Origin of the sequence: Gillisella terrae (assembly GCF_004801395.1) — a bacterium.
Lineage (GTDB): Bacteria > Pseudomonadota > Alphaproteobacteria > Rhizobiales > Rhizobiaceae > Allorhizobium > Allorhizobium terrae.
This window is the reverse complement of the sequence record NZ_SSOA01000013.1, coordinates 77,071-101,879: the sequence shown is the minus strand read 5'-3', so window position 1 is coordinate 101,879 and position 24,809 is coordinate 77,071. Positions and strand designations below refer to the sequence as shown.

The window sequence follows — 24,809 nt, the reverse complement described above, 5'->3', positions numbered from 1 at the left end:
GCGACGGCTCGCACTCAACATTGCCACCATGCATCCAGAAAGGGTTCCCATGCGACGAAAACTCAAAAAGGCCGCATGGAACGAGAAATACCTACTCGAGCTCATTCACCATATGCGATAGGCCTGGGGCAGAGGGGGGTGAGCTATACGGTAAAACCTATGCGTCGTGTACTGTGGTTCAATCTGAACCTGACAGACTCTAAGCCCTTTCAGAAAGCAGTCGCTCTCGCACACCTTCGGCAAGCGTGTTGATGTCGCGCTCTGTGCCGTGGCCAATCAACAGGGCTTGATAATCGCGTGTAGCCCACCAGGCAATATTCATGGAGTGCCGTTTTTCGATGGCAATCCCATGGGGGGCGGTCTTGTTGCGCAAGATGCAAAGCGCCATGGGTCTGCCTTGCGGGTCGGCAAAGAGAATTTGCGCCAAAGGTTTTGAATCATAAGCCAAAATCTGTGTGCGGCGAAATTCGATGTTCGGCATTGCAATTTTCTGTGGTGTCAAGTCCAGCCCAAGTTGGCTGTTGAGCGCAGACAATTGTGCTTGCTGCTGGTCCTCGCCGGGCTGGTTTGATCCAAGCGTATCCGGCGTGTAAAGCGCCATATATTGCGCAACAACACCGCGCCACGCCGCGCTATCATCGGCGTCATGGTCTTCATCCGCTGTTGCGGCAAGCCAGACGCGATCAGCAAACACCCCGGCCACCACGGATGCCGCCAAAAGGCCGATAAAGCCCCGGCGTCCTTCGTTCCAATTTGCGCTCTTTCGCCAAAGGGGAGGGGCCTTGCGCGGTGGAATGGCATCGAGCTGCGCCTGTAGTTTTTGCAGAGGTGCTTCATCCAACAGCGGCTGAAAGGCCGCCTGGAAATTCAGGCTGGCGCGTGAGAGAAATTCAACGCGCTCAGAAATCGCCGGGTTTTCGTCCATCTGGTGCAGAAGCGCGGCCTCTTCCTGCGGTGACAACTGACCGTCAATCAGGGCCGTCAACACGGCATCGCTTGGCATTTCAGAAGAAGGCATTTCAGAATAAGGCGGTGTCTTGTCTGTCATGTCAAACCTGCCCTTCTGCAAGTGTTGCCCGCGCGGCAGAGAGGCGGCTCATGACGGTACCAATGGGAATATCCAGAATGGTTGCCACCTCTCGATAGGAAAAGCCTTCGACATAGGCCAGAAACACCGCCATGCGCTGCGCCTCTGGCAGATCATTGACCTGTTTCATCACCTGCAAGGCCGCCAATTTTTGTTCGGCAACATTTGCCCCATCAAAAACCAGAACCTCTTCTGCACTGACATGCCCTTGTCCCAGACGCACCCGGCGGGCACGCAATTCGTTGAGCCAGATGGAGTGGAGAATTGACAGGAGCCAATGATCCAGCCGGCTTCCTTCGGAAAATTGTTGTGCCCGTTCCAAGGCCCGCACGCAGGTTTGCTGCACCAGATCATCGGCCACATCGCGATGGCGTGAGAGAACCAGACCATAACGCCACAGCTTTGACAGATTGGCGGAAAGTCCGGCGCGGACTGCGGCTTCGCTGGCGATGGCATTTTCTCCATAAGACGTCGACGGCACAGGCCCGCGTAAGGACTCCTGCCGTGCGGGAGCCTTCCGATGACTATAGGGGGAGATAATGTCGAGAGCCATAGCCATTTCTGGTGTGCCTGTTGAAAAGAGCGGGTGTGTCTCTTGAAAAGGGAGGGGGAGCGCGCTCGAAAGCACTCTTCAATCATCGAGACACCACGGGTGTTCGAGCGCGCTTGCCTATGTCAGTTGCTCTGAGAACCGTCGATCCGCGGCACAGGTTTAGATTTTTTTGCCCTGCAGGATCGCCTCATTGAGGTCCTTATATTCCTCGCAATCGGTGCCGCAGATCGTGCGGATGCTGGCAAGCTGTTCTTTTGCCAAGGGGATTTCTCCCTTGATCACATAGGCTTCACCCAGATATTCCCGCACCTTGGCATAGCGCGGTGCCGCTGCCACTGAGCGCAGATAGTAGGAAATACCCTCATCGGTACGGCCAAGTTTGCGTGTTGCATAGCCGCGATAATTCAGCACTTCCGGGTCGTTCTGGTTTTTCACGGTATCAAGAACGGCCAATGCTTCCTGATAGCGGCCTTCCTTTGCCAAGGAATAGGCATAGTCAGCGCGATTGCGATCATCAATATTGGCGCTGCTCTGCTTTTCACATTTGCCGGATTTCTTGTTCCAGATTTCGCCCTTTTTGCAGGTTGGCGTCTTTTCGCTGTCGTCTCCGGCAGCAAGCACGGGCGCGACGTGAAAGGCGGCGGTGAAACCAAGAGCCACGGCGATGAGAAGAGAACGGGTTTTCATGATAAAGCTCCTTGAAACGCATTGATTGGGGCGGTTGCGTGAGGAGAACACCCAAGACCGCCCGATTATTCATTGGCGGCGGCATTTTTTTATGATTTTTTTGAAGAGCGATGACGCGCCCCGATTTTTGCTCAATCGGGAGCGTATTATTTGCTGCTTTCGCGCACAATCAATTCGGGCTTGATCAGAACGTGGTCGGTATCGGGCCTGTCGTCGAGAATGTCGAGAATAAGCTGGCCGGTACGCTGGCCAATATCGCGGGACCGGGCATTGATGGTCGTGAGGGTTGGCACCGAAATGCTGCCAATTTCATAATCACCAAAACCACCAATGGCGATGCGGGATGGAACAGCGATATGGCGCCGCTGACACTCGGTCAGGGCACCGAAGGCCGAAAGGTCGGAGACGCAAATCACCGCCTCGGTATCAGGAAATTCCTGCAAGAGCCGCGCCATGGCATTGGCACCTTCACGCATGGAAATGGGCGGCGGGCCCGCGGCAATCAGGCGCGAGCTATCCAGGCCGTGGGTCTTCATGGCCTCTACAAAGCCAAGGCGGCGGTCGCTGCCGCGTGTGTCGCGGCCAACATCACCACCGATAAAGGCGATGCGGCGATAGCCCACCTTGACAAAGTGGTCGACCATTTCGCGCACGGCCGCCGCATTGGAAAAGCCGATATAGTAGCCAATCGGTTTTGCCGGTATGTCCCAGGTTTCAATCACTGGAATGGGGGCGTTTTCGAGCAATCTTCGGGCGCGATCTGTGTGCTTGCCGCCCGTCACCACAATCGCCTGCGGCTTGCGGCGTAAGAGTTGTTCGATCAGCCGCTCCTCTTCCTGCATATCGTAATTGGTATAACCCAGCAGAATTTGCATGCGGCGGGTTGCCAGGGTTTCCGACAGCCCGCCGACGGTGTCGGCAAAATTGGCATTGTTGATGGATGGAATGGTAACCGCGACAAAATCCGACTTTTGGGAACGTAGATTGGAGGCGGTTGAATCAAACACATAGCCCAGATCTTCTGCCGCCTGCAAAATGGCTTCGCGGGTTTCCTTGTTGATCAGGCTATCGGCCTTGAAAGCCCGCGACACCGTCATGGGAGAAACCCCGGTGATCCGGGCAATATCGGCCATGGTCGGTGGTTTGCGATGTTTGCTCATCAATTGCCTTTTGTGGTCGATGTCGCTCATCTCAAACCTCATCCCCCAACGGGGGATGAGGCAGGATTAAAGCGGAAACTCATTGGCCAGAGTGACGTGGTGGTGAATGCGCCCATCAAAGAATTCAGCCAGAACCTCTTCGGTAGCGGCGCGGGCTTGCCCACGCACCGGGCTTGCCAAAGCGGCATCGACGGCGGCCAGATCGGGATAATTGATGGCCAAAATCATCGGAAATTCTGGCGCGCCATCGTCGCGGCTTTCGGCAAACGAGACCCGCACATCCAAAGCGCCGGGAAACTGTTGCCATTTTGGTAGAATTTTTTCCAAAACGGCGGCGCGAAAGGCATCCGTCTGGCCGGGCTTGATGCTGCCTTCAAACAAGGCGTAACGTGTGATCATGGCGAAATCTCCCTCTTCGCACCGGTGAAAAACTCCATCAACGCGGCCTGATCTTCTCCTCCAAGACCGGCTGCGGTGAGCATACGATGCACCTCGGCACATACGGCGGTCAGCGGCATGGCCGTGTTGGTGCGGCGCGCCAGATCCTGCGCGCCGTTCAAATCCTTGACCATATTGTCGATACGGCCCGTGCGCCGATAATCCTTTGTGACATAGCGCGGCATATATTCTTGCAATATCGCGCTGTCGGCACGTCCACCTTTCAGCGCTTGCGGGATTTTGGCGGCATCCACGCCTGCATTCAGCGCAAGTTGCGTGGCTTCTGCCACCGCCAGAAAATTGAGGCCGCACAACACCTGATTGATCAGTTTGGTGGTCTGACCCGCCCCCACGGGGCCCATGTGGGTGTAATTGCTGGCGAGATGCTGCAAAACCTGATGGGCATCCGCCACATCGGCCTCGCTGCCGCCCGCCATCAGGGTCAACTCGCCTGTCAAAGCCTTGGGCGCACCGCCTGAAAGGGGGCTATCGACCCAGCGCAAGCCTTTTTCAGCGGCATCCGAGGCGAGCTCTTTGGTGGCATCGGGATCGATGGATGACATATCAACAATCAGCGCACCCGGCTTGGCACCTGCGGCCACACCATCCTTGCCAAATACTGCGGCACGAACAATGTTCGGCGAGTTCAGGCTGAGAATGATGACATCAGACACGGCGGCGGCTTTTGCAGCCGTCTCTGCATCTTTAGCGCCAAGCGCTGTGAGGGCTGCGCGTTTTTCCGGGTCGAGATCAAAAACAGTAACATTCTGCCCTGTTTTGATCAGGCGGGTACCAATCGCCCCGCCCATGGCCCCGGCACCAATCAGGGCAACTCTGTTGCTCATGGTTTTGTGTCCTCCAAAGCCGCCAGAATGGCTGAAATAATCCCCTCAAGTGGTTGATCAATATCGACCGTCAGGGCCAGTTCGTCATTTTGCGGTGGCTCCAGCGTGGCGAATTGGCTGTCAAGCAAAGAGCCGGGCATGAAATGACCTTCGCGCTTGCCCATGCGGGCACCGATCACCTCGCGGCTGCCGGCCAGATGAATAAACAGCACAGGCTCTGCCACCGCATTGCGGATTTTATCGCGGTAGACGCGCTTGAGCGCCGAACAGCCAATAATGGCGCGTCCGCTGTTAGCCGCCAGTGTTTCACCAACTTTGGCAAGCCAAGGCCAGCGATCCTCATCATTCAAGGGAAGACCCTTGCTCATTTTTTCGATGTTGCTTGCCGGATGCAGGTCGTCGCCATCAACGTAAGCCACACCCAGTTTTTCACCCAAAGCCGCCCCGACAGAGGATTTGCCGCAGCCTGAGACACCCATAATGACGAATTTTTGTGCTTTGGTCATATCAGAGAGACACCGTGATGCCGCCATCAACATAGAGAACATGGCCGTTGACGAAGGTGGATGCCTCCGAGCTTAAGAAAATGCAAGCTCCCACCAATTCTTCAACCTTGCCCCAGCGACCAGCGGGCGTGCGCTTTTCCAGCCATTCGGTAAAGGCCGGGTCACTGACCAGTGCAGCGTTGAGCGGTGTGTCGAAATAGCCGGGGGCAATGGCGTTGCATTGCAAGCCGTATTTGGCCCAATCGGTGGCCATGCCCTTGGTAAGATTGCCAACGGCACCTTTTGTGGCGGTGTAAGGGGCAATGGAGGGGCGTGCCAACGCGGTTTGCACGCTGGCGATGTTGATGATCTTGCCGCGCCCGCGGGTGATCATGTGGCGGGCAACGGCCTGTCCAACATTGAAAACACTGGAAATATTGGTGCGCAGCAAGCGCTCAAACGCGTCAGCCGGAAACTCTTCCAAAGGGCCGCGATGCTGCATTCCGGCATTGTTGACCAGAATGTCGATTGGGCCGGTTTCGGCTTCAAACTGATCAATCGCCGCCCGCGCTGCGGCGTGATCGGTGACATCGAAGGGCAAAACATCAACGGTTTTGCCGCATTGGGTTGCCGCCTCTGCCAGCTTTGCCGGGTCACGGCCATTCAACACAATCGAGGCACCGGCGGCGGCCAAACCTTTGGCAAGAGCAAGACCTATGCCCTGCGACGATCCGGTCACCAGAGCGCGTTTGCCAGTGAGATCGAAAAGAGTAAGGGACATGGCATTCTCCAGATTTTTTAACTCGACAAGCACCTGTTCCCCTGTTTATGTTATCGATAACATGTTCTGTCAAGATATTTCCGTGGGAGGAAGATGAAAATGGCGAAGCCGGACATTCTTCAGGTTGGGCCTTATCCGGCGTGGGATGAAGAGCCGTTGAACGAGGCTTTTCAGGTGCATCGTTACTTCGATGCAGACGACAAAGACGCTTTTCTGGCAGAGGTTGGCCCGCGCATTCGCGCCATTGCAACGCGCGGTGACCTTGGGGCCAATCGCGCCATGATTGACGCCTGCCCTAAGCTGGAAGTGATCTCGGTTTACGGTGTCGGCTTTGATGCGGTCGATCTTGCTGCTTGCCGCGCGCGCGGCATCCATGTGACCAATACACCCGACGTGTTGACCAATGATGTTGCCGATCTCGGTGTTGCCATGATGCTATGCCTGGCCCGCGGGGTTATTGGTGCCGAAACCTGGGTGAAAGACGGAAGCTGGGTCGAAAAAGGCACGTATCCCCTAAAGCGTCAGGTGTCGGGCCGACGTGCTGGCATTCTTGGCCTTGGTCGTATTGGTTTTGCCATTGCTCAGCGCCTGAAAGGCTTTGATATGGACATTGCCTATTGTGGTCCAAGCCCGAAAGATCATGCGAAAGACATGACTTACATTGCTGATCCCGTAGCGCTTGCCGAGCGCTCGGATTTTCTGTTTGTCGCGCTTGCGGCATCCGCGGCCACGCGCCATATCGTCGGGCGGGAGGTGATTGCAGCACTCGGTGCGGACGGTATGTTGATCAACATTTCTCGCGCATCCAATGTCGATGAGGAAGCTCTGCTGGAGGCGCTGGAATCCGGTGCCCTCGGTTCTGCCGCTCTTGATGTGTTTGAGGGCGAGCCAAAGCTTAATCAGCGTTTTCTTACGCTGCCGAATGTGTTGGTGCAGCCGCATCATGGCTCGGGCACCATTGAGACCCGCAAGGCCATGGGCCAACTGATGCGCGATAATCTGAACGCGCATTTCGCAGGCCAGCCATTGTTAACCCCGGTTTTCTAAGGATACAGAGTATGAGAGCCATTGTTGCCCATGCGGCCAAGGATGTTCGCATCGAGCCGATCACACAGGAAGAGCCGGGTGAAGGTGAGGTCAGGCTGAGGCTGGCCACCGGCGGAATTTGCGGCAGTGATCTGCATTACTACAATCACGGTGGTTTTGGGGCCGTGCGCCTGAAACAGCCGATGATTTTAGGCCATGAAGTTTCGGCCTTTGTTGAGAAGCTGGGCGAGGGCGTATCCGGTCTGGAGGTTGGCCAGTTGGTGGCGGTTTCTCCATCCCGTCCTTGCCGCACCTGCCGCTATTGCCAGCAGGGTCTGCACAATCAATGCCTGAACATGCGTTTTTATGGCAGTGCCATGCCTTTTCCGCATATTCAGGGCGCCTTTCGCGAAAGTCTGGTTGCCGATGCTATTCAATGTGTTGCCGCTGACGGGTTAACACCCGGAGAGGCGGCCATGGCCGAGCCTTTGGCTGTTACCCTGCATGCCACCCGCCGTGCGGGTGAGATGCTGGGCAAAAAGGTTCTGGTTACAGGCTGCGGCCCCATAGGCGTGCTGTCTATTCTTGCAGCCCGGCGTGCGGGCGCTGGAGAGATTGTTGCAACCGACCTTTCCGATTTCACCCTTGCCATGGCAAAAGCGGCGGGCGCTGATCGGGTTATCAATTCCAGCGCTGAACCGGATGCCCTGGCCGCCTATTCCGCAGACAAGGGCACATTTGATGTGCTTTACGAATGCTCTGGTGCGGCCGCAGCACTCAGCGCTGGTATTGCAGCGCTTCGGCCGCGTGGTGTGATTGTTCAGCTTGGTCTGGGTGGTGATATGACATTGCCAATGATGGCCATCACCTCCAAAGAACTGGAGCTGCGCGGTTCCTTCCGCTTTCACGAAGAATTTGCGGTGGGCGTTGAGCTGATGCGCAAGGGCTTGATTGATGTGAAGCCGTTGATCACCCACACCGTTGGTCTGGAAGATGCAATCTCGGCCTTCGAGATTGCATCCGACCGCAGCCGCGCCATGAAAGCGCAAATCGCGTTTTCTTAATTCTGTATTTGTTTCAGCCAGAGGAAATAGGCGGCGTGGTCCAATTCTGCGCCGTCTTTGTTATTGACCAGATCATCAAAGCCAGCCTGTGCCTGTCCAGACAAGGGCAGGGTGAGTTTATGCTCCTTCGCGACGTTGATAGCGTTGTTTAAATCCTTAAGTTGAGCCACCGAGCGGCCGCCGGGCACAAAATTTCCTTCAACCATACGCGCACCATGCAGATCGAGAATGCGGCTATCGGCAAAGCCGCCGCGCAGCGCCTCGCGCAGCGTGCCAATGTTGCAGCCTGCTGCTTCCGCCAGTGTAAAGGCTTCGGCAACCGCCCCTATGGTGATGGCGACAATCAGCTGATTGGCGAGTTTGGCGGTTTGCCCGGTGCCGATCGCCCCCATATGGGTGGGGCGGCCCAGCACTTCGAGCAGTGGTTTGGCGGCGGTGAAATCCTCTGGCGATCCGCCAACAAAGATCGAGAGCGTTTGTTCATTGGCCCCTTTGACGCCGCCAGAAACTGGCGCATCGACAAAGCGTTTGCCCAGGCTTTTGGCATATGCTTCCAAGGCGCGGTCGCAATCGGGCTCCACGGATGCCATATTGATGATCATGGCACCGGGGGCGGCCGCCTCAATCACACCTTCCTCTTTCAGAATGGCTGTCGATGTCGGGCCATCAATCAGCATGGAAATGACCACATCAGCGCCACGTGCAGCCTCAGCCGCAGAGGTTGCAACTTTTGCCACGTCACTCAGCGCCTTCGCTTTTTCGATGCTGCGATTCCACACGGTAACATCGTGGATCTTGGCCAGATGTCGCGCCATCGGCCCGCCCATCAATCCCGTTCCCAGAAATGCAATCTTTGTCATGGGGTCTCCTCTCCCGGCTTTACATGTCGCGCCATTTGAATATGTTATCGTTACCATACTTGAGGACAGTGGGAGGAAAAATCAAGATGACATTCTTTGAGGTCGTGGATCCGGTATTTTCCACCTATGTGTTGGGCAATGCGCCCCTCAAGGAAATTGCCTCGGGTTTTGATTGGGTCGAGGGGCCGGTGTGGTTTGGTGATCTCAATTGCCTGATCTTCTCCGACATTCCCAATAACAAGATGTATCGCTGGATACCGGGTGTGGGCACCAGCGTGTTTCGCTCGCCATCGAATTTTTCCAATGGCAATACCCGCGACCGGCAAGGTCGTTTGATCAGTTGTGAGCATGGTGGGCGGCGTGTCACCCGCACCGAATATGACGGATCGATCACCGTGATTGCCGATCATTATCAGGGCAAGCGTTTAAACTCGCCCAATGATGTGATTGTCGCATCAGACGGTGCAATCTGGTTCTCCGATCCGCATTATGGCATTCAAACCAATTATGAAGGGACAAAGTCTGAGCAGGAGCTGCCATGCAACGTCTATCGGGTTGATCCGAATGGCGAAATCAAAGCGGTGCTGACGGATTTCAATTGCCCCAATGGTCTGGCCTTCAGCCCCGACGAGAAGAAGCTGTATGTCGCCGATACCGGCCGTATGTTTACCGATGATCCCCAGCATATTCGCGTCTTTGATGTGGGTGCAAAATGGGCACTGTCGGGCGGCGAGGTGTTTCATGCCATTGCGCCGGGCTGTGCCGATGGCATGCGCGTGGATAGTGACGGCAATCTGTGGTCATCGGCTGCCGATGGTGTGCACTGCCTTGCACCGGATGGCCGCGTGCGTGGCAAAATTCTGGTGCCACAAACCGTTTCCAATGTCTGCTTTGGGGGCCGTAACGGCCATGTCCTGTTCATCACGGCCTCGACCAGCGTTTATTCTATCGCCCTGAACAGACGAGGATAAAGGCACATTGCATAGAACAGGAGAAGGATAGAACCGTTCTCTCCCCATAAAAATGCACAGGTGTGCATAGTTTTGCTTTTCTTGTGCAATGTTCCTCCCTAATAAAGAGGGGAGATGGTCTGGGAGGATCACCCACGCGACATTTTCGCCGCGCAGGACCACAGAAAAGGGAGGAATTCATGTCTTTTAAGCTGTTTTTTGCAAGTACAGCGGCTTCAGTTGCTATGATGGCGTCCGCCTCTGGTGCATTTGCTGCAACAGAGTTGCAATGGTGGCATGCCATGTCCGGTGCCAATAACGAGGTGGTCGAAAACCTCGCCAAGGAATTCAATGACAGCCAGAGCGAATATAAGGTTGTGCCGGTTTATAAGGGGAGCTACCCCGAGACATTGAATGCCGGTATTGCCGCCTTCCGCGCCAAGCAGGCTCCCGCGATTCTACAGGTTTTCGATGCTGGCAGCGGCGTGATGATGAGTGCGCAAGGGGCTGTCATGCCGGTTGCGGATGTGTTGAAAAAGGGTGGCTACACCTTTGATAAATCCGAATATCTGGCCGGTATCGTTGCCTATTATTCCAAGCCGGACGGCACCATGCTGTCCTTCCCTTATAACTCCTCCTCGCCGGTGATGTATTACAACAAGGACGCCTTCAAAAAGGCAGGCTTGAACCCGGATGATGCGCCCAAGACCTGGCCTGAGGTGTTCGCAGCGGCTGAAAAAATCAAAAAATCCGGTGCCAGCGCCTGCGGCATCACCTCCACCTGGCTCACCTGGATTCAGACAGAAAATTTTGCCGCCTGGAATAACGTGCCCTATGGCACCAATGAAAACGGCCTGGCGGGCACCGATGTCAAGCTCAAGGTCAATGCGCCCTTGTTTGTTGAGCATTTCCAGAAGCTTGCCGATTTGGCAAAGGATGGCACGTTCCGTTATGGCGGCCGCACCTCGGAGGCCAAGCAGCTTTTCACCTCGGGTGAATGCGCAATCTTGACCGAATCCTCCGGTGGTCTGGGCGATATCATCAAGTCCGGCATCAATTATGGCATTGGTCAGCTGCCTTATTATCCGGGCGAAGGACGTCCGCAGAACACCATTCCGGGTGGCGCAAGTCTCTGGGTGTTTGGCGGCAAGAGTGATGCAGAATACAAGGGCATTGCCCAGTTCTTCCACTTCCTCTCCCAGACCAAGATTCAGGCACGCCTGCATCAGGTGTCGGGCTACCTGCCGATCACCAAGGCAGCCTATGAAGACACCAAAAAATCCGGTTTCTATGAAAAGAACCCGGCCCGCGAAACGCCGATCCTGCAAATGATGGGCAAGGCTCCAACAGCCAATTCCAAGGGTGTGCGTCTGGTGAACCTGCCACAGGTTCGCGACATCATGAACGAAGAATACGAAGCGCTGCTGGCTGGCAAGCAAGATGCCAAGACCACAATGGACCACATTGTTGAGCGCGGTGACGCCGCAATCAAGAAGGCCCAGCGCTAGAGTTTGTCAGGAAAAAGTGGAACCCGGTTTTTCTGATCAGACCAACTCAAACAAAGAATTTTAGCGACTGTCAGGTTCAATCTGGACCTGACAGTCGCTAATACGATCATTCGCCAGTTCGCGCCGAGTTGGTGCGGGCTGGCGTTAAAACAGGACAATCGCTGTGCAACGCGTTGTGTTTCCCAATAAGGTGCTGCCCTATTTTCTGGTGGCTCCACAAATCATCCTTACGGTGATTTTCTTCTTTTGGCCTGCCAGCCAGGCGCTTTATCAGTCCACCCAGCGCGAAGATGCCTTCGGGCTGAGCAGTATGTTTGTCGGGCTGGATAATTTTCGTTTCGTGCTGTCGGATGACAATTATCTGCATTCGCTGCAAGTGACAGCGGTGTTCAGCGCTGCAACGGCTATTCTGGCAATGGCGGCCGCCCTGTTGCTGGCCACGGCTGCCGATCGCGTTGTGCGTGGCAAAGGTCTTTATCGTACCTTGCTGATCTGGCCTTATGCGGTGGCACCCGCGGTGGCTGGTTTGCTGTGGCTGTTCATGTTCAACCCCGCCATGGGCACCTTTGCCTATATCCTGCGCCGCAATGGTGTGGATTGGGATCCGCTGCTGAATGGCAATCAGGCCATGAGCCTCGTGGTGGTGGCTGCTGCGTGGAAACAGATCAGCTATAATTTTCTGTTTTTCGTCGCTGGCCTACAGGCCATTCCCAAATCACTGATTGAGGCGGCGGCTATTGATGGCGCGCGTGGAACCCGTCGGTTTTGGACCATCGTGTTTCCGCTTTTGGCTCCGACAACCTTCTTTTTGCTGGTGGTGAATACGGTTTATGCGTTTTTCGACACATTTGGCATTATTCACGCGGTCACCGGCGGCGGCCCGGCCAAAGCCACGGAGACGCTGGTTTATAAAGTTTACAACGATGGTTTTGTGAATCTTGATCTTGGTTCTTCTGCCGCACAATCGGTCATTCTGATGCTGATCGTGATTGCGTTGACGGCCTTCCAGTTCCGCTTCGTTGAAAAGCGTGTTCATTATGCATGAGGCCCGGTCATGATTGAAAGACGTCCTATCGCGGCCCTGCTAGGCCATCTGATGCTGATTATCGGCATCATCATCGTCGCATTCCCGATCTATTACACCTTTATCGCCTCAACCATGTCGTCGGCCGACATCTTGCGTCCGCCGATTTCGCTTTTGCCGGGCGGCCATCTGATTGACAATTACGTCAGCGCCTTGAATGGCGGCGTTGAGCGGGTGTCTGGCGTCAGCCTGGAGAGGATGCTGTGGAACACATTTGTGGTGGCCATGGCCATCGCTATTGGCAAAATCCTGATTTCGTTCATCTCGGCCTATGCAATCGTGTTTTTCCGCTTTCCCTTTCGCATGGTGTTCTTCTGGATGATTTTTGTGACGCTGATGCTGCCGGTCGAGGTGCGTATTCTGCCGACCTATAAGGTCATCGTCGATCTGGGATTGATCGATACGTATACTGGACTGACATTGCCGTTGATGGCCTCTGCCACCGCGACCTTCCTTTTTCGGCAGTTCTTTTTGACCATTCCCGGTGAATTGGTCGAGGCGGCCCGCATCGACAATGCCGGTCCTTTCCGCTTCATGAAGGATATTCTTCTGCCTCTGTCGGCCACCAATATTGCTGCGCTGTTTGTGATCCTGTTCATCTACGGCTGGACGCAATATCTTTGGCCGCTGCTGATCACCAATGATGCGAAAATGTCGACGATCATCATTGGCCTTCGCAAAATGGTTGATTTTGCTGATGCCTCGACCCCTTGGAATTATGTCATGGTCACGGCGATCCTTGCCATCATCCCGCCCATTCTGGTGGTGGTGTTGATGCAACGCTGGTTCGTCAAAGGCCTTGTGGAGACTGAAAAATAATGGCCAGAATTACGCTCAATAACGTCCGCAAGACCTATACCGATGTGGTGGAAACCATCAAAGGCGTGTCGCTGGACATTGCCGATGGTGAGTTTCTCGTGCTGGTTGGCCCCTCTGGCTGTGGCAAATCCACACTGCTTCGCATGATTGCCGGTCTTGAAAGCATCTCCGCGGGTGAAATTTCTATTGGTGATCGTGTGGTCAACAAGCTGGAGCCATCGGAACGTGACATTGCCATGGTGTTTCAAAACTATGCGCTCTATCCGCATATGACCGTGCGGCAAAATCTTGCTTATGGCCTGAAGAACCGCAACACACCGCCAGCGGTGATTGAAGAGCGGATCAAAAAGGCGGCAGCAACCCTGGAAATCGATCAATATCTTGATCGCAAACCTCGGCAATTGTCCGGCGGTCAACGCCAGCGCGTGGCCATGGGCCGCGCTATCGTGCGCGAACCCTCGGCCTTTTTGTTTGACGAGCCATTGTCAAATCTTGATGCGAAATTGCGTGTGCAGATGCGGGTTGAGATCAAGCGTTTGCAGCGGGCATTGGGAACCACCAGCGTTTACGTGACCCACGACCAGATGGAAGCCATGACACTGGCCGACCGGCTGGTGGTGCTTAACGGTGGCAAGATCGAGCAGGTCGGCACGCCAATTGAACTTTACGAAAAGCCGGCAACGACGTTCGTTGCCACCTTCATCGGTTCGCCGTCGATGAATCTGCTGGACCGCGCAACCGGCGGCTTTGAGCTCAACGGCGTTGACGATGCCGCCATCATTGGTATCCGCCCGGAAGACTTGCGGTTGCAAGATGCAGGTTCCAGTGAATCTGTCGCGCTGCGCGCAGAGGTTATTGTCGGTGCGGTTGAGCTGGTCGGCGCAGAAAGCTATGTTTACAGCAGATTGGCATCAGGTCAGGACATGGTGTTTCGCGTATCAGGGCGTTCGCGCATTGCCTCAGGCGATCGTATGACGGTTGCGGCCGTAATGAGCGACATTCATCTGTTCGACCAACAAGGAAAGCGCCTGCCGGGGATGTGATGCTGCTTGCGATGAGAGCGTCAGTGCCATCATTTATGGCGTGATTTCTAATCGTCTGGTCAGATTTATGAGCCAGAATTATGAGAAAGTGATGCGGTAGTTTAAAGTGTTACAGCATCACTTTCTGCGCGATACATGGTGCATGGCACCGTAATGGGCAGAGAAAGAGTGAAGAGATGGGCTCAACCGTCGTCATCATCAACCTGTGTGGAGCGGTTGCCCTGCTGTTGTTTGGCCTCTCGCAGGTCAAGGACGGTGTGTCGCGCGCATTCGGTGCGCGTCTGCGCACGGCACTGTCCACTGGGACGCAAACCGGGTTGCGCTCGTTTGTTTCGGGCTTTTTTGCAACCATTGCGCTGCAAAGCTCGACTGCAACCGCTCTTATGACAGCGTCATTTGTTGAGCGTGAGTTGGTTAAACCCCGCATGGCACAAATTGTGCTGCTCGGAGCCAATGTCGGCACGGCTGTGACGGCATGGATTGTCGGCTTTGGTCTCGCGTGGCTTTCTCCTCTGCTGATTTTCATTGGCATTGGATTCTATCGGGCATCATCGTCAAACCGGCAGGGATTGGGCGGTGCTTTGATTGGCATTGGCCTTATGTTGTTGTCGCTGCATCTGATGAGCGCCGCAACAGAGCCTTTGCGAGAATCTTCGGCATTGCTTGCGTTTATCGGTTTGTTGGATAACGCATGGCCGGTCGCCTTTGCCTTGTCAGCGTGTATTGCCTTTATCTCCTCGTCCAGCCTGGCTGCGGTGGTTTTGATTCTCTCGGTGTCTTCCACCGGCGCTGTGCCGCCTGCGCTTGTTCTGGTGCTGGTGCTGGGGGCAAATTTTGGTGGGGCGATTCCACCGTTTATTGCATCGATCGGCACGGCGGCGTCTGCCCGGCGTGTTACGCTGGCCAATCTGATTGTGCGAGGCGTTGGCTGTGTCATTGTCTTGCCGCTGGCCGGTTATGGCGGTGTGCTGTTACAAATGTTGCCAACTCCGCAAACGATGTTGCCGGTGGATGCGCATCTGGCGTTCAATATTCTGCTTGCTCTGGTCGCCTGGCCATTTTCCACCGCACTGGCCCATTGGATGACCCGACTGGTCGCCGATGAGGTTAAGCCGGATATGGCTCCGAAGTTCCTCGACCGGCACGATCTAAGCAATCCAGTGATTGCTCTCACCAGCGCCACCCGCGAAGTGCTCGGCGTCGGCGATATGATCGAGCGCATGTTGATGAAGACCTCAGAGGCGTTTACCCGAAACGACCTGTCGCAATTGGCAGAAGTCGCACCTTTGGAGCGTCGGGTAGATATGTTGCAGCAAGAGGTGAAGGTTTATCTTTCGATGCTCGGGCGGGTGGGGTTAAGCGAAGAAAACAGCCGTCGCTCAATTCATATCATCGACTATGCCATTAATCTCGAACACATCGGCGATATTATCGAAAAAGGCCTGGTGCAGCAGGTGACCAAAAAGATCACGCTGGGCCTGAAATTTTCGGATGATGGCTATGAAGAGTTGATGCGCCTGATGAACCTGACCATCGACAATCTCAGGGTTGCGCAAACCATTTTCGTGACACGCGATTTTGCCCTTGCCCGCCAGATGATGGAGGTCAAGGTGGAAGTTCGGCGTATGGAGAAAGAATCGGCTGAGCGTCATCTGAAACGTCTTCAGGACGGGCGCCTTGAAAGCTTGCAAACGAGTTCACTCCACCTTGACCTGTTGCGGGATCTGAAGCGCATCAATGCGCACATCATCTCGGTTGCACACCCAATTCTGGATGAAAGCGGTGTGCTGGTGGAGAGCAGGCTTCGGGCTTCGCAGTAACGTTTACGTCAAGCGATAGAGCTTCGGAGCGGCAACAGGTTCCCACGTTCAGAGCATTTCCCGCAAAAGCACAGAAGCAAAGACTTTCTGCATAATTCCTTAAATCGATTCCGATTTGAGGAATTATGCAGCAATCGCTCGTGCTTATGCGCAGATCGGGCGTTGCCAAAATTTGCTCTCCTCCCATGTCAAATCCCGACAGAAGCGCTCGCGCACAGTATTTCTACATAAAAGTGTATCTGAAATTTGAACATCAAAAAATTGTTTCGGCATTGACGAATGCAATCAAAAGTGATTACATAAAATAAATACAACCCTTAATGGAGGCCGTCTATGGACGCGTATTTGGGAACAATTTACATTATCCCCTACAATTTTGCGATGTACGGCAGCCAATTTTGCCTTGGACAGACGCTGCAAGTGTCTCAATTCACGGCACTTTATTCTCTTATCGGCACGATTTATGGCGGATCTGGCAACCAAAATTTCCAGCTGCCCGATTTGAAGGGGCAAGTCCCGGTTGGGGTCGGAGCGACCCCTGGTGTCAATTTCCAACTCGGCACAAAGCATGGTGCCAACTTTCAGACTTTGAGCGTCTTGAACCTGCCGGACCACACGCATCCAGCGCAATTTGCGCCGACAACGGCCAATCAGCCGGTAACGATTCCGGCGGTGCAAAACACATTGGATGTCAAGGTTGATGTTGATGTTTATGGCGGCGGTGGCGATACGACAATTCCAACGGCTGCAAAAAACATGCTTTCAGGTGGCTCTACTGGTACGACAAAGATCTATAATTCACCGCAGACCAGCAATCTGGTAAAGCTCTCAAATGTGAACACAACGGTTACAGGCAGCGCCGGTTCTCCTGCAACGACAGTAAATGTTAGCACGGTGACGGGTGGTACGGTCGCTGTTGGTCCAGGCGTGCGGTATGGCAATCCGCAGGCACCCGTGTCCGTATTGCAGCCAAGCCTTGCTTTGAATTTCATCATCGCCGTTGAAGGCATTTATCCGCAACGCCCATGACAATATCCATTGCAACTGTTGAAGCATCTGTGTTTCAGGCGCACGAGGGCGCTTGTTTTCAGATGTCAGATGAGCAAGGCTTTTGCGTAGAAGTCTGCCTGAAGCGCTGCTGCGAAAATTCGAAAAATAGGGCTCCGGGAGCAAAAAGAGTGCCGTTTTCGCTTGAGTTTGAGACAGTAGCGGAGGGAGTGCCGCTTTTTCATGTCGGAAATTTCTCCTTCTCACACCCGGATATTGGCGTGTTGGGACCGGTCTGCGCTGGCCGAATACTCAATCCGGCATCTCCCAATCTGGCCTTGTTTCAGGTTGTGTTTGGCTAGAGTTTTTCAGGGAAAAGTGGAACCCGGATTTCCAGAATAAACAAGCAAAAACAAGGGAATATAGAATCTGTCAGGTTCAATTGGAGCCTGACAGACTCGGGGGTGTTTCCATGTAATACTCTTGAGCGCCGTGCGTCCTCTATGGTGCACAAAGGCTCAGGGTAGCTCTTTAAATCTGCTGCATAATTTTCTCTTCAATGGGTTCCGATTTACGGAATTATGCAGGAACGCCGGAGTTCATTCTGAAAGGGTAGATGTTATGGCGGGCCTTAGTGGGTCATTTGCGCTACCAGGCAATCTGGCTTTGCGGTTTACGGGTGTGGATGACGAGCCGTTTTTGTTTCAATTGCTCAAAGAGTCGCGGCCCTGGTTGTCTTGGGCGGAAGGAAGCAGCGATTTTTTGCGCGTGGTGCACGAGCAGCAATTCAACGCGATACAGACCGGATTGGGGCAGGCCTACCCGGAGCATATGGATATGATCATTGAAGATTGCGGTATCCGTGTCGGACGATTGGTGGTTTCTCTCGGCTACAGCGAATGGCGCTTGTCTGAGTTGCAACTTCTTAAGGCCGCGCAAGGAAAAGGCATAGGCTCCGGCGTGATTCGGAGTTTGCAGGCGGCGGCGGCAAGGCTTTCCTTGCCAATCACGCTGTCGACGCCCATGTTCGGCTCCCACGGACCTCAGGTGTATCACCGTTTGGGCTTTCAAGTGACAGATGTATCGCCTCCACACTACCATATGCGATGGGTGCCGCCTCAGGTTGTAGCAAGTATGCAACATTAGTGAAGAAACAAAACACATTGTCGACATAATTAAACAACTCTGGCTAGAGTGTGCCGAGATATGTGCTAATTCGGTTAAATAAACCATAGTTTGCATGTTGCGACGGTAAAATCTTGATGCTTGTGGGGTGGCTTTTGGTTCGGCAAGAAATTTTGAAGCCTTTGTGGAGCTGGCTACTCACACTCACCGGCGTGCTTTTACCTCGCAGCGTTAAAACGCTTTTCTTGTTTCTGGTTGCCGTGTTGGCAGCTGGGCAATCCCATGCAGTACCCTCAGCCTCCTGTAACGCTATTAATGCGGATTGGGGGGCGGGGATTACTCGTGATTGGACCTATGGAACGACCATCAATGAGGATGTTGTTGATAAAGTATATCAAAATAATTTCAATATTGGTGAAAAACTGAGCTGGAATTATACATTCTCGGGAACAGTGCCATCTGACCCAAACGACACATTTGCTGGCTTTGTGATACAAAATCTCGATGTGGGTCCACTTAATGCTCAGGCCTCCGTTGAAAATCAACAGGGGAGTCTTTCTGGCTCTGGAGAGTTCACTTTTAGCAGCTCGGCGGACACGACTGGTGATATCCAGGTATATCTTGATGCTAATAATCGAGGTACTCCAAGAGATAAAAGGATTACCTTGCAGGTGACGTGCTCAGATGGAAGTGTTTCAGCTTCCTCTGATGCGACGCTTGCGAGTCTGACCTTGTCGAGCGGTACATTGTCTCCGTCTTTTACGCCGAGTGGCGTAAGCTACACAGCCACGGTTTCGAATGCGACGACGACGGTTACGGTCACGCCAACGGTTGCTGAGAGCAACGCTACGGTTAAGATCAACGGCACGGCTGTGGCATCTGGCAGTGCGTCTACTCCGATTTCGCTTTCGGTTGGAGCCAATCCGATCACGGTTGTGGTGACAGCGCAGGATGGCACGACCACCAAGAGCTACACGGTCAGTGTGACACGAGCATCTTCTACAGATGCGACGCTTTCGAACCTTACGCTTTCGAGTGGCACCCTTTCACCAGGCTTTGCCCCGGGGACGCTGAGCTATATAGCAAGCGTTACCAACGCGACGACATCGCTGACGGTGACACCGACAGTGACGGATAGCACGGCAACGGTTAAGGTCAACGGCACGGCTGTGACCTCCGGTTCGGCTTCTGGTTCTATTTCGCTTTCGGTTGGAGCCAATCCGATCACGGTTCGTGTGACGGCGCAGGATGGCACGACGATCAAGGATTATACGATAACCGTGACACGGGCATCCACGGATGCGACGCTTGCGAGTCTGACCTTGTCGAGCGGTACATTGTCTCCCTCTTTTACGCCGAGTGGCGTAAGCTACACAGCCACGGTTTCGAATGCGACGACATCGGTTACGGTCACGCCAACGGTTGCTGAGAGCAACGCGACGGTTAAGGTCAACGGCACGGCTGTTGCATCTGGCAGTGTGTCTGGTTCGATTTCGCTTGCCGTTGGGCCCAACACGATTACGGTTCGTGTGACGGCGCAAGATGGCACGACGGTCAAGGATTATACGATAACCGTGACACGGGCATCCACGGATGCGACGCTTGCGAGTCTGACCTTGTCGAGCGGTACATTGTCTCCCTCTTTTACGCCGAGTGGCGTAAGCTACACAGCCACGGTTTCGAATGCGACGACATCGGTTACGGTCACGCCAACGGTTGCTGAGAGCAACGCGACGGTTAAGGTCAACGGCACGGCTGTTGCATCTGGCAGTGTGTCTGGTTCGATTTCGCTTGCCGTTGGGCCCAACACGATTACGGTTCGTGTGACGGCGCAAGATGGCACGACGGTCAAGGATTATGCGGTAACCGTAACACGGGCATCCACGGATGCGACGCTTGCGGCTCTGACCTTGTCGAGCGGTACATTGTCTCCGTCTTTTACGCCGAGTGGCGTAAGCTACACAGCCACGGTTTCGAATGCGACGACAACGGTTACGGTCACGCCTACGGTTGCTGAGAGCAACGCGACGGTGACTGTGAACGGTAATAGTGTGACATCTGGCAATGCGTCTGGTTCGATCACGCTTGCCGTTGGGCTCAACACGATTACGGTTCGAGTGACGGCGCAGGATGGCACGACGATCAAGGATTACACGATAGCAGTGACGCGGGCGGCATCCACGGATGCAACGCTTGCGGCTCTAACCTTGTCGAGCGGTACATTGTCTCCGTCTTTTACGCCGAGTGGCGTAAGCTACACAGCCACGGTTTCGAATGCGACGACAACGGTTACGGTCACGCCTACGGTTGCTGAGAGCAACGCGACGGTGACTGTGAACGGTAATAGTGTGACATCTGGCAATGCGTCTGGTTCGATCACGCTTGCCGTTGGGCTCAACACGATTACGGTTCGAGTGACGGCGCAGGATGGCACGACGATCAAGGTTTACACGATAGCAGTGACGCGGGCGGCATCCACGGATGCAACGCTTGCGGCTCTGGGCTTGTCGAGTGGCACATTGTCTCCCGGCTTCTCGGCAGGGCAATTGAGCTACACGGCCAGCGTTGCAAACTCGGTGTCAACGCTGACGGTCACGCCAACGGTCGCCGAGACAAACGCGACGGTGACTGTGAACGGCTCGCCTGTCACATCTGGCTCAGCTTCTAGCGGGATCACGCTTGCCGTTGGCCCCAACACGATTACTGTTCGAGTGACGGCGCAGGATGGCACGACGATCAAGGTTTATACTGTAGACGTGACACGTGCGGCCCCCGCCGCGTCGACGGATGCGACGCTTGCGGCTCTGAGCTTGTCGAGTGGCACACTGTCTCCCGGCTTTTCGGCAGGGCAATTGAGCTATAACGCCAGCGTTGCAAACTCGGTGACGACGCTGACGGTCACGCCGACGGTCGCTGACACAAACGCGACGGTGACTGTGAACGGCTCGCCTGTCACATCTGGCTCAGCTTCTAGCGGGATCACGCTTGCCGTTGGCCCCAACACGATTACGGTTCGAGTGACGGCGCAGGATGGCACGACGATCAAGGATTATACTGTAGACGTGACACGCGCGGCCCCCGCAGTGTCCTCTGATGCAACGCTTGCGGCGTTGGGCTTGTCGAGTGGCACATTGTCTCCCGGCTTCTCGGCAGGGCAATTGAGCTACACGGCCAGCGTTGCAAACTCGGTGTCAACGCTGACGGTCACGCCAACGGTCGCTGACACAAACGCGACGGTGACTGTGAACGGCTCGCCTGTCACATCTGGCTCAGCTTCTAGCGGGATCACGCTTGCCGTTGGACCCAACACGATTACTGTTCGAGTGACGGCGCAGGATGGCACGACGATCAAGGATTATACTGTAGACGTGACACGCGCGGCCCCCGCAGTGTCCTCTGATGCAACGCTTGCGGCGTTGGGCTTGTCGAGTGGCACATTGTCTCCCGGCTTCTCGGCAGGGCAATTGAGCTACACGGCCAGCGTTGCAAACTCGGTGTCAACGCTGACGGTCACGCCAACGGTCGCTGACACAAACGCGACGGTGACTGTGAACGGCTCGCCTGTCACATCTGGCTCAGCTTCTAGCGGGATCACGCTTGCCGTTGGACCCAACACGATTACTGTTCGAGTGACGGCGCAGGATGGCACGACGATCAAGGTTTATACTGTAGACGTGACACGTGCGGCCCCCGCCGCGTCGACGGATGCGACGCTTGCGGCGTTGGGCTTGTCGAGTGGCACATTGTCTCCCGGCTTCTCGGCAGGGCAATTGAGCTACACGGCCAGTGTTGCAAACTCTGTGACGACGCTGACGGTCACGCCGACGGTCGCTGAGACAAGCGCGACGGTGACTGTGAACGGGAATGGTGTGACATCTGGCAATGCGTCTGGTTCGATTTCGCTTGCCGTTGGGCTCAACACGATTACGGTTCGAGTGACGGCGCAGGATGGCACGACGATCAAGGTTTATACTGTAGACGTGACACGCGCGGCCCCCGCCGTGTCCTCTGATGCGACGCTTGCGGCTCTGACACTCTCAACCGGCACATTGTCTCCGAGCTTTGCCTCTGGCACGTTGAGCTACACGGCCAGCGTTGCAAACTCGGTGTCAACGCTGACAGTAACGCCAACGGTCGCTGAGACAAGCGCGACGGTGACTGTGAACGGCTCGCCTGTCGCATCTGGCTCAGCTTCTAGCGCGATCACGCTTGCTGTTGGAGCCAATGCGATCACGGTTGACGTGACGGCTCAGGATGGTTCGACGAAGGTGAGCTATACGGTCATTGTCACGCGGGCGGCCCCTGCCTCTATCGTTTTCTCGCCAGCTTCGGGCCCTCTGAGCAAAGGGAGTGTGGGTGCAAATTACAGTCAGACATTGACGCCTTCGGGGGGAAGCGCACCTTACACGTTTGCGGTTACCGGAAATGTGCTGCCTGCTGGCCTCACGCTTGATACATCCACGGGTGTCATTCGTGGAACGCCAAGCGTGGCCGGGGAATATGCATTTACCGTGACGGTCACTGACGCCAACGCTCAGACCGCGTCTGTTAATTATCAGCTTTCCATTGCTGCTGCGCCCGCGAATTTGGTCTTTTCGCCAGCAGGCGGTGCTTTGAGCGAGGCGATGGCGGGTGAGGATTATCGTCAGGAGATCGCAGCAAAAGGCGGTACGGGCACTCTGATTTACAGCGTTGGATCTGGTACCCTGCCGAAAGGCCTCGTGCTGAATGTTTCGACCGGAACGTTGACGGGGCCTCTCGAAACAAAAACCGAGGGCGACTATTCCTTCAGTATTTCGGCCACTGATACGGGCGGGGCGACAGCAACGGCAAATTACACGCTCAAAGTCGCACCGCGTGCCGTGACCGCGCCGAACAAGGAAGTCACTGTTGCCGCAGGTTCGACACCTCCAGATGTCTACCTTAATCGGGGGGCAACGGGTGGACCGTTTTTCTCGGCGGAAATTGTGGTGGTTGAGCCGGCAAATGCTGGAACGGCGCGAATTGTTCAAGGTCAATTGGCGCAGGCTGCATCTTCCTTCATACCCGTCGGCTGGTATTTGCAGTTTACGCCAAATCCGAGCTATTCCGGTCAGGTCAAGGTTAATTATCGATTGAGCAGCACGTTGGGCCTCTCCAACACCGGCGTTGTGACCTATAATCTCGGCTATGACGCGGGCGTTGTTGCGCAGGATATTGATGCGCTTGTTCATGGCTTTGTCCGCTCACGGCAAAGTTTGATTGCCGGGTCGCTGCATGTTCCGGGTCTTCTGGAGCGTCGGCGTCTGGATTCTGCCACGGATCCGGTAACGACGGTCGTGCTACCCTCGGCTGAAGGGCTCTCCATGGGCTTTTCAACCAGTCTGGCGCAGATGGAAGCGGCGCGCAACCATGCCGATGGCATCGAAGGTGGCGCGGATACCCGGTTTAATATCTGGATTGACGGTATCATTGCCCTGCACAACCGCAAGGATAATGGCAGTCAGTGGGGCAGCTTCGGCATGCTGTCCCTTGGGGCGGATTATCTCTTGACCGACAAAGCCTTGTTGGGCGTGTCTCTTCATTACGACAGAATGACCGACCCCACGGACAATGATGCCAAATTGACCGGAAATGGTTGGCTGGTGGGGCCTTATGCATCTTTCGAGCTGCTGAAAGGCGTGTTCTGGGACACCAGTGTTCTTTATGGTGGGTCGTCGAATGCGATCGATACCCGATTCTGGGATGGTCGCTTTGATACGACCCGCTGGATTGTGGATACGAAGCTCAAGGGACAGTGGGATATTGGTGACGCAACCGTGCTCACTCCGAAGTTCAGGACAATCTACCTCTCCGAGACAGTGAAAGACTATGGCGTTAGCAACAATCAGGGCGATTTCCTTGGTTTGAAAGGTTTCACCGAAGAGCAATTGCGCGTCAGTGCCGGTGCAGATCTTGCTCGTTCCTTTACCCTTGCAGATGGATCGGTCCTGACACCCAAAGTTGGCGCAAACGTTGGCTTTTCGGGCTTGAACGGTGCTGGTGCCTTTGGCTCCATTTCAGGCGGGCTGTCGCTTGTGACCGAAAATCAATGGGGAATGGAGGCCAATATTCTGTTCAACATTGAAGGCGATGGCGATAAATCCACAGCGGCCAGAGTGCGTGTCAGCAAGAAATTCTGACAGGTTCTGATAGGCACGCTTGCCGTGGCGCAGAAAAATCAGCGCGGGGTGTGCACCCCGCGTGCAGACCCTTGACTATCGAATGCGCTCGTTTGTGCCTGCACTCGTGTTTTGTGATCAAAGCGCTCAAGGGGCACCGAAAGCGCTGATCAGCTCGATGGACGAACCTGATTATATTGCGTCTTCATCTGTTTTTCCTATCGCTCTATATTTCAGAAGATCGCCGCAGATTGCAGGGCTGGTTGGCAGGTGAGCATGGTTGAACTACAGCGCCTCTCACGAAATATGGCGCACAAAGGACGCTATAACACTCTTAATCTTCTGCA

At 54.9% G+C, this 24,809-nt stretch carries 21 protein-coding genes; 12 read left to right on the top strand and 9 right to left on the bottom strand.

Features of this window, described 5'->3' with window-relative positions; genetic code table 11:
• Positions 1-199: 199 nt before the first annotated feature.
• The 8 genes from E6C51_RS18325 to E6C51_RS18290 all read right to left on the bottom strand — a co-directional run bounded on the left by E6C51_RS18325 (position 200) and on the right by E6C51_RS18290 (position 6,036).
• On the bottom strand, positions 200-1,048 hold the full coding sequence (locus E6C51_RS18325; protein ID WP_190237062.1) for an anti-sigma factor family protein: 849 nt from the start codon (positions 1,046-1,048) through the stop codon (positions 200-202).
• Between the two features lies 1 nt (position 1,049).
• Entirely contained in the window at positions 1,050-1,646 is a 597-nt protein-coding gene (locus tag E6C51_RS18320; protein ID WP_190237061.1) for an RNA polymerase sigma factor, read from the bottom strand.
• A 153-nt stretch (positions 1,647-1,799) separates the two neighbouring features.
• Complete coding sequence (locus E6C51_RS18315; RefSeq protein ID WP_190237060.1) at positions 1,800-2,327, bottom strand: tetratricopeptide repeat protein; 528 nt, start codon at positions 2,325-2,327, stop codon at positions 1,800-1,802.
• A gap of 146 nt (positions 2,328-2,473) precedes the next feature.
• On the bottom strand, positions 2,474-3,487 hold the full coding sequence (locus E6C51_RS18310; RefSeq protein WP_190237066.1) for a LacI family DNA-binding transcriptional regulator: 1,014 nt from the start codon (positions 3,485-3,487) through the stop codon (positions 2,474-2,476).
• A gap of 66 nt (positions 3,488-3,553) precedes the next feature.
• Positions 3,554-3,886: a hypothetical protein gene (locus tag E6C51_RS18305; protein WP_146936145.1), complete on the bottom strand. Its 333-nt coding sequence runs from the start codon at positions 3,884-3,886 to the stop codon at positions 3,554-3,556.
• Positions 3,883-4,770 (bottom strand): NAD(P)-dependent oxidoreductase, encoded by an 888-nt coding sequence (locus tag E6C51_RS18300; RefSeq protein ID WP_190237059.1) that lies wholly within the window; start codon positions 4,768-4,770, stop codon positions 3,883-3,885. Before E6C51_RS18300 ends, E6C51_RS18305 begins: the two co-directional genes overlap by 4 nt.
• Entirely contained in the window at positions 4,767-5,276 is a 510-nt protein-coding gene (locus E6C51_RS18295; RefSeq protein WP_230987439.1) for a gluconokinase, read from the bottom strand. The genes E6C51_RS18300 and E6C51_RS18295 overlap by 4 nt, the downstream gene beginning before the upstream one ends.
• A 1-nt stretch (position 5,277) precedes the next feature.
• Complete coding sequence (locus E6C51_RS18290; RefSeq protein ID WP_190237057.1) at positions 5,278-6,036, bottom strand: SDR family oxidoreductase; 759 nt, start codon at positions 6,034-6,036, stop codon at positions 5,278-5,280.
• 99 nt (positions 6,037-6,135) lie between these two features.
• Between E6C51_RS18290 and E6C51_RS18285 the strand changes: the two genes are divergently transcribed.
• Together E6C51_RS18285 and E6C51_RS18280 are read left to right on the top strand one after the other, a co-directional pair.
• Positions 6,136-7,083, top strand: a complete 948-nt coding sequence (locus E6C51_RS18285; protein WP_146936137.1) for a 2-hydroxyacid dehydrogenase — start codon at positions 6,136-6,138, stop codon at positions 7,081-7,083.
• Positions 7,084-7,094: 11 nt separating this feature from the next.
• On the top strand, positions 7,095-8,126 hold the full coding sequence (locus tag E6C51_RS18280; RefSeq protein ID WP_190237056.1) for an L-idonate 5-dehydrogenase: 1,032 nt from the start codon (positions 7,095-7,097) through the stop codon (positions 8,124-8,126).
• Here E6C51_RS18280 and E6C51_RS18275 read toward each other — a convergent pair.
• Positions 8,123-8,986, bottom strand: a complete 864-nt coding sequence (locus tag E6C51_RS18275) for an NAD(P)-dependent oxidoreductase (protein WP_190237055.1) — start codon at positions 8,984-8,986, stop codon at positions 8,123-8,125. The genes E6C51_RS18280 and E6C51_RS18275 overlap by 4 nt on opposite strands.
• A gap of 86 nt (positions 8,987-9,072) precedes the next feature.
• Here E6C51_RS18275 and E6C51_RS18270 point away from each other — a divergent pair, with 86 nt between their 5' ends.
• The 10 genes from E6C51_RS18270 to E6C51_RS18230 all read left to right on the top strand — a co-directional run bounded on the left by E6C51_RS18270 (position 9,073) and on the right by E6C51_RS18230 (position 24,483).
• On the top strand, positions 9,073-9,957 hold the full coding sequence (locus tag E6C51_RS18270) for an SMP-30/gluconolactonase/LRE family protein (RefSeq protein WP_190237054.1): 885 nt from the start codon (positions 9,073-9,075) through the stop codon (positions 9,955-9,957).
• A gap of 179 nt (positions 9,958-10,136) precedes the next feature.
• Positions 10,137-11,444 carry a sn-glycerol-3-phosphate ABC transporter substrate-binding protein UgpB gene (ugpB, locus tag E6C51_RS18265; RefSeq protein WP_146936129.1) on the top strand — a complete coding sequence of 436 codons (1,308 nt, stop codon included), beginning with the start codon at positions 10,137-10,139 and terminating at the stop codon, positions 11,442-11,444.
• 163 nt (positions 11,445-11,607) lie between these two features.
• Positions 11,608-12,489, top strand: coding sequence for a sn-glycerol-3-phosphate ABC transporter permease UgpA (gene ugpA / locus E6C51_RS18260; RefSeq protein WP_146936127.1), 882 nt, complete (start codon positions 11,608-11,610; stop codon positions 12,487-12,489).
• Positions 12,490-12,498: 9 nt separating this feature from the next.
• Complete coding sequence (ugpE, locus tag E6C51_RS18255) at positions 12,499-13,347, top strand: sn-glycerol-3-phosphate ABC transporter permease UgpE (protein WP_146936125.1); 849 nt, start codon at positions 12,499-12,501, stop codon at positions 13,345-13,347.
• A complete protein-coding gene (locus E6C51_RS18250; protein WP_190237053.1) occupies positions 13,347-14,390 on the top strand; it encodes a sn-glycerol-3-phosphate import ATP-binding protein UgpC in 1,044 nt (347 codons plus the stop codon). Before ugpE ends, E6C51_RS18250 begins: the two co-directional genes overlap by 1 nt.
• A gap of 176 nt (positions 14,391-14,566) precedes the next feature.
• The gene (locus E6C51_RS18245; protein WP_190237052.1) at positions 14,567-16,210 is read left to right on the top strand and encodes a Na/Pi cotransporter family protein; all 1,644 of its coding nucleotides are present in this window, start codon (positions 14,567-14,569) and stop codon (positions 16,208-16,210) included.
• Positions 16,211-16,543: 333 nt separating this feature from the next.
• Positions 16,544-17,239, top strand: coding sequence for a phage tail protein (locus tag E6C51_RS18240; RefSeq protein WP_146936119.1), 696 nt, complete (start codon positions 16,544-16,546; stop codon positions 17,237-17,239).
• Positions 17,236-17,559, top strand: a complete 324-nt coding sequence (locus E6C51_RS20290) for a DUF6916 family protein (RefSeq protein WP_407920831.1) — start codon at positions 17,236-17,238, stop codon at positions 17,557-17,559. Before E6C51_RS18240 ends, E6C51_RS20290 begins: the two co-directional genes overlap by 4 nt.
• A gap of 259 nt (positions 17,560-17,818) precedes the next feature.
• Complete coding sequence (locus E6C51_RS18235; protein ID WP_190237051.1) at positions 17,819-18,343, top strand: N-acetyltransferase; 525 nt, start codon at positions 17,819-17,821, stop codon at positions 18,341-18,343.
• A 710-nt stretch (positions 18,344-19,053) separates the two neighbouring features.
• Complete coding sequence (locus tag E6C51_RS18230; protein WP_190237050.1) at positions 19,054-24,483, top strand: cadherin-like beta sandwich domain-containing protein; 5,430 nt, start codon at positions 19,054-19,056, stop codon at positions 24,481-24,483.
• The last annotated feature ends 326 nt before the right edge of the window (positions 24,484-24,809 follow it).

Excerpts from the sequence above, each read along its gene's own strand:
- E6C51_RS18325 (WP_190237062.1), bottom strand. The coding sequence starts at position 1,048 with ATGACAGACAAGACACCGCCTTATTCTGAAATGCCTTCTTCTGAAATG.
- E6C51_RS18320 (WP_190237061.1), bottom strand. The coding sequence starts at position 1,646 with ATGGCTATGGCTCTCGACATTATCTCCCCCTATAGTCATCGGAAGGCT.
- E6C51_RS18315 (WP_190237060.1), bottom strand. The coding sequence starts at position 2,327 with ATGAAAACCCGTTCTCTTCTCATCGCCGTGGCTCTTGGTTTCACCGCC.
- E6C51_RS18310 (WP_190237066.1), bottom strand. The coding sequence starts at position 3,487 with ATGAGCAAACATCGCAAACCACCGACCATGGCCGATATTGCCCGGATC.
- E6C51_RS18305 (WP_146936145.1), bottom strand. The coding sequence starts at position 3,886 with ATGATCACACGTTACGCCTTGTTTGAAGGCAGCATCAAGCCCGGCCAG.
- E6C51_RS18300 (WP_190237059.1), bottom strand. The coding sequence starts at position 4,770 with ATGAGCAACAGAGTTGCCCTGATTGGTGCCGGGGCCATGGGCGGGGCG.
- E6C51_RS18295 (WP_230987439.1), bottom strand. The coding sequence starts at position 5,276 with ATGACCAAAGCACAAAAATTCGTCATTATGGGTGTCTCAGGCTGCGGC.
- E6C51_RS18290 (WP_190237057.1), bottom strand. The coding sequence starts at position 6,036 with ATGTCCCTTACTCTTTTCGATCTCACTGGCAAACGCGCTCTGGTGACC.
- E6C51_RS18285 (WP_146936137.1), top strand. The coding sequence starts at position 6,136 with ATGGCGAAGCCGGACATTCTTCAGGTTGGGCCTTATCCGGCGTGGGAT.
- E6C51_RS18280 (WP_190237056.1), top strand. The coding sequence starts at position 7,095 with ATGAGAGCCATTGTTGCCCATGCGGCCAAGGATGTTCGCATCGAGCCG.
- E6C51_RS18275 (WP_190237055.1), bottom strand. The coding sequence starts at position 8,986 with ATGACAAAGATTGCATTTCTGGGAACGGGATTGATGGGCGGGCCGATG.
- E6C51_RS18270 (WP_190237054.1), top strand. The coding sequence starts at position 9,073 with ATGACATTCTTTGAGGTCGTGGATCCGGTATTTTCCACCTATGTGTTG.
- ugpB (WP_146936129.1), top strand. The coding sequence starts at position 10,137 with ATGTCTTTTAAGCTGTTTTTTGCAAGTACAGCGGCTTCAGTTGCTATG.
- ugpE (WP_146936125.1), top strand. The coding sequence starts at position 12,499 with ATGATTGAAAGACGTCCTATCGCGGCCCTGCTAGGCCATCTGATGCTG.
- E6C51_RS18250 (WP_190237053.1), top strand. The coding sequence starts at position 13,347 with ATGGCCAGAATTACGCTCAATAACGTCCGCAAGACCTATACCGATGTG.
- E6C51_RS18245 (WP_190237052.1), top strand. The coding sequence starts at position 14,567 with ATGGGCTCAACCGTCGTCATCATCAACCTGTGTGGAGCGGTTGCCCTG.
- E6C51_RS18240 (WP_146936119.1), top strand. The coding sequence starts at position 16,544 with ATGGACGCGTATTTGGGAACAATTTACATTATCCCCTACAATTTTGCG.
- E6C51_RS20290 (WP_407920831.1), top strand. The coding sequence starts at position 17,236 with ATGACAATATCCATTGCAACTGTTGAAGCATCTGTGTTTCAGGCGCAC.
- E6C51_RS18235 (WP_190237051.1), top strand. The coding sequence starts at position 17,819 with ATGGCGGGCCTTAGTGGGTCATTTGCGCTACCAGGCAATCTGGCTTTG.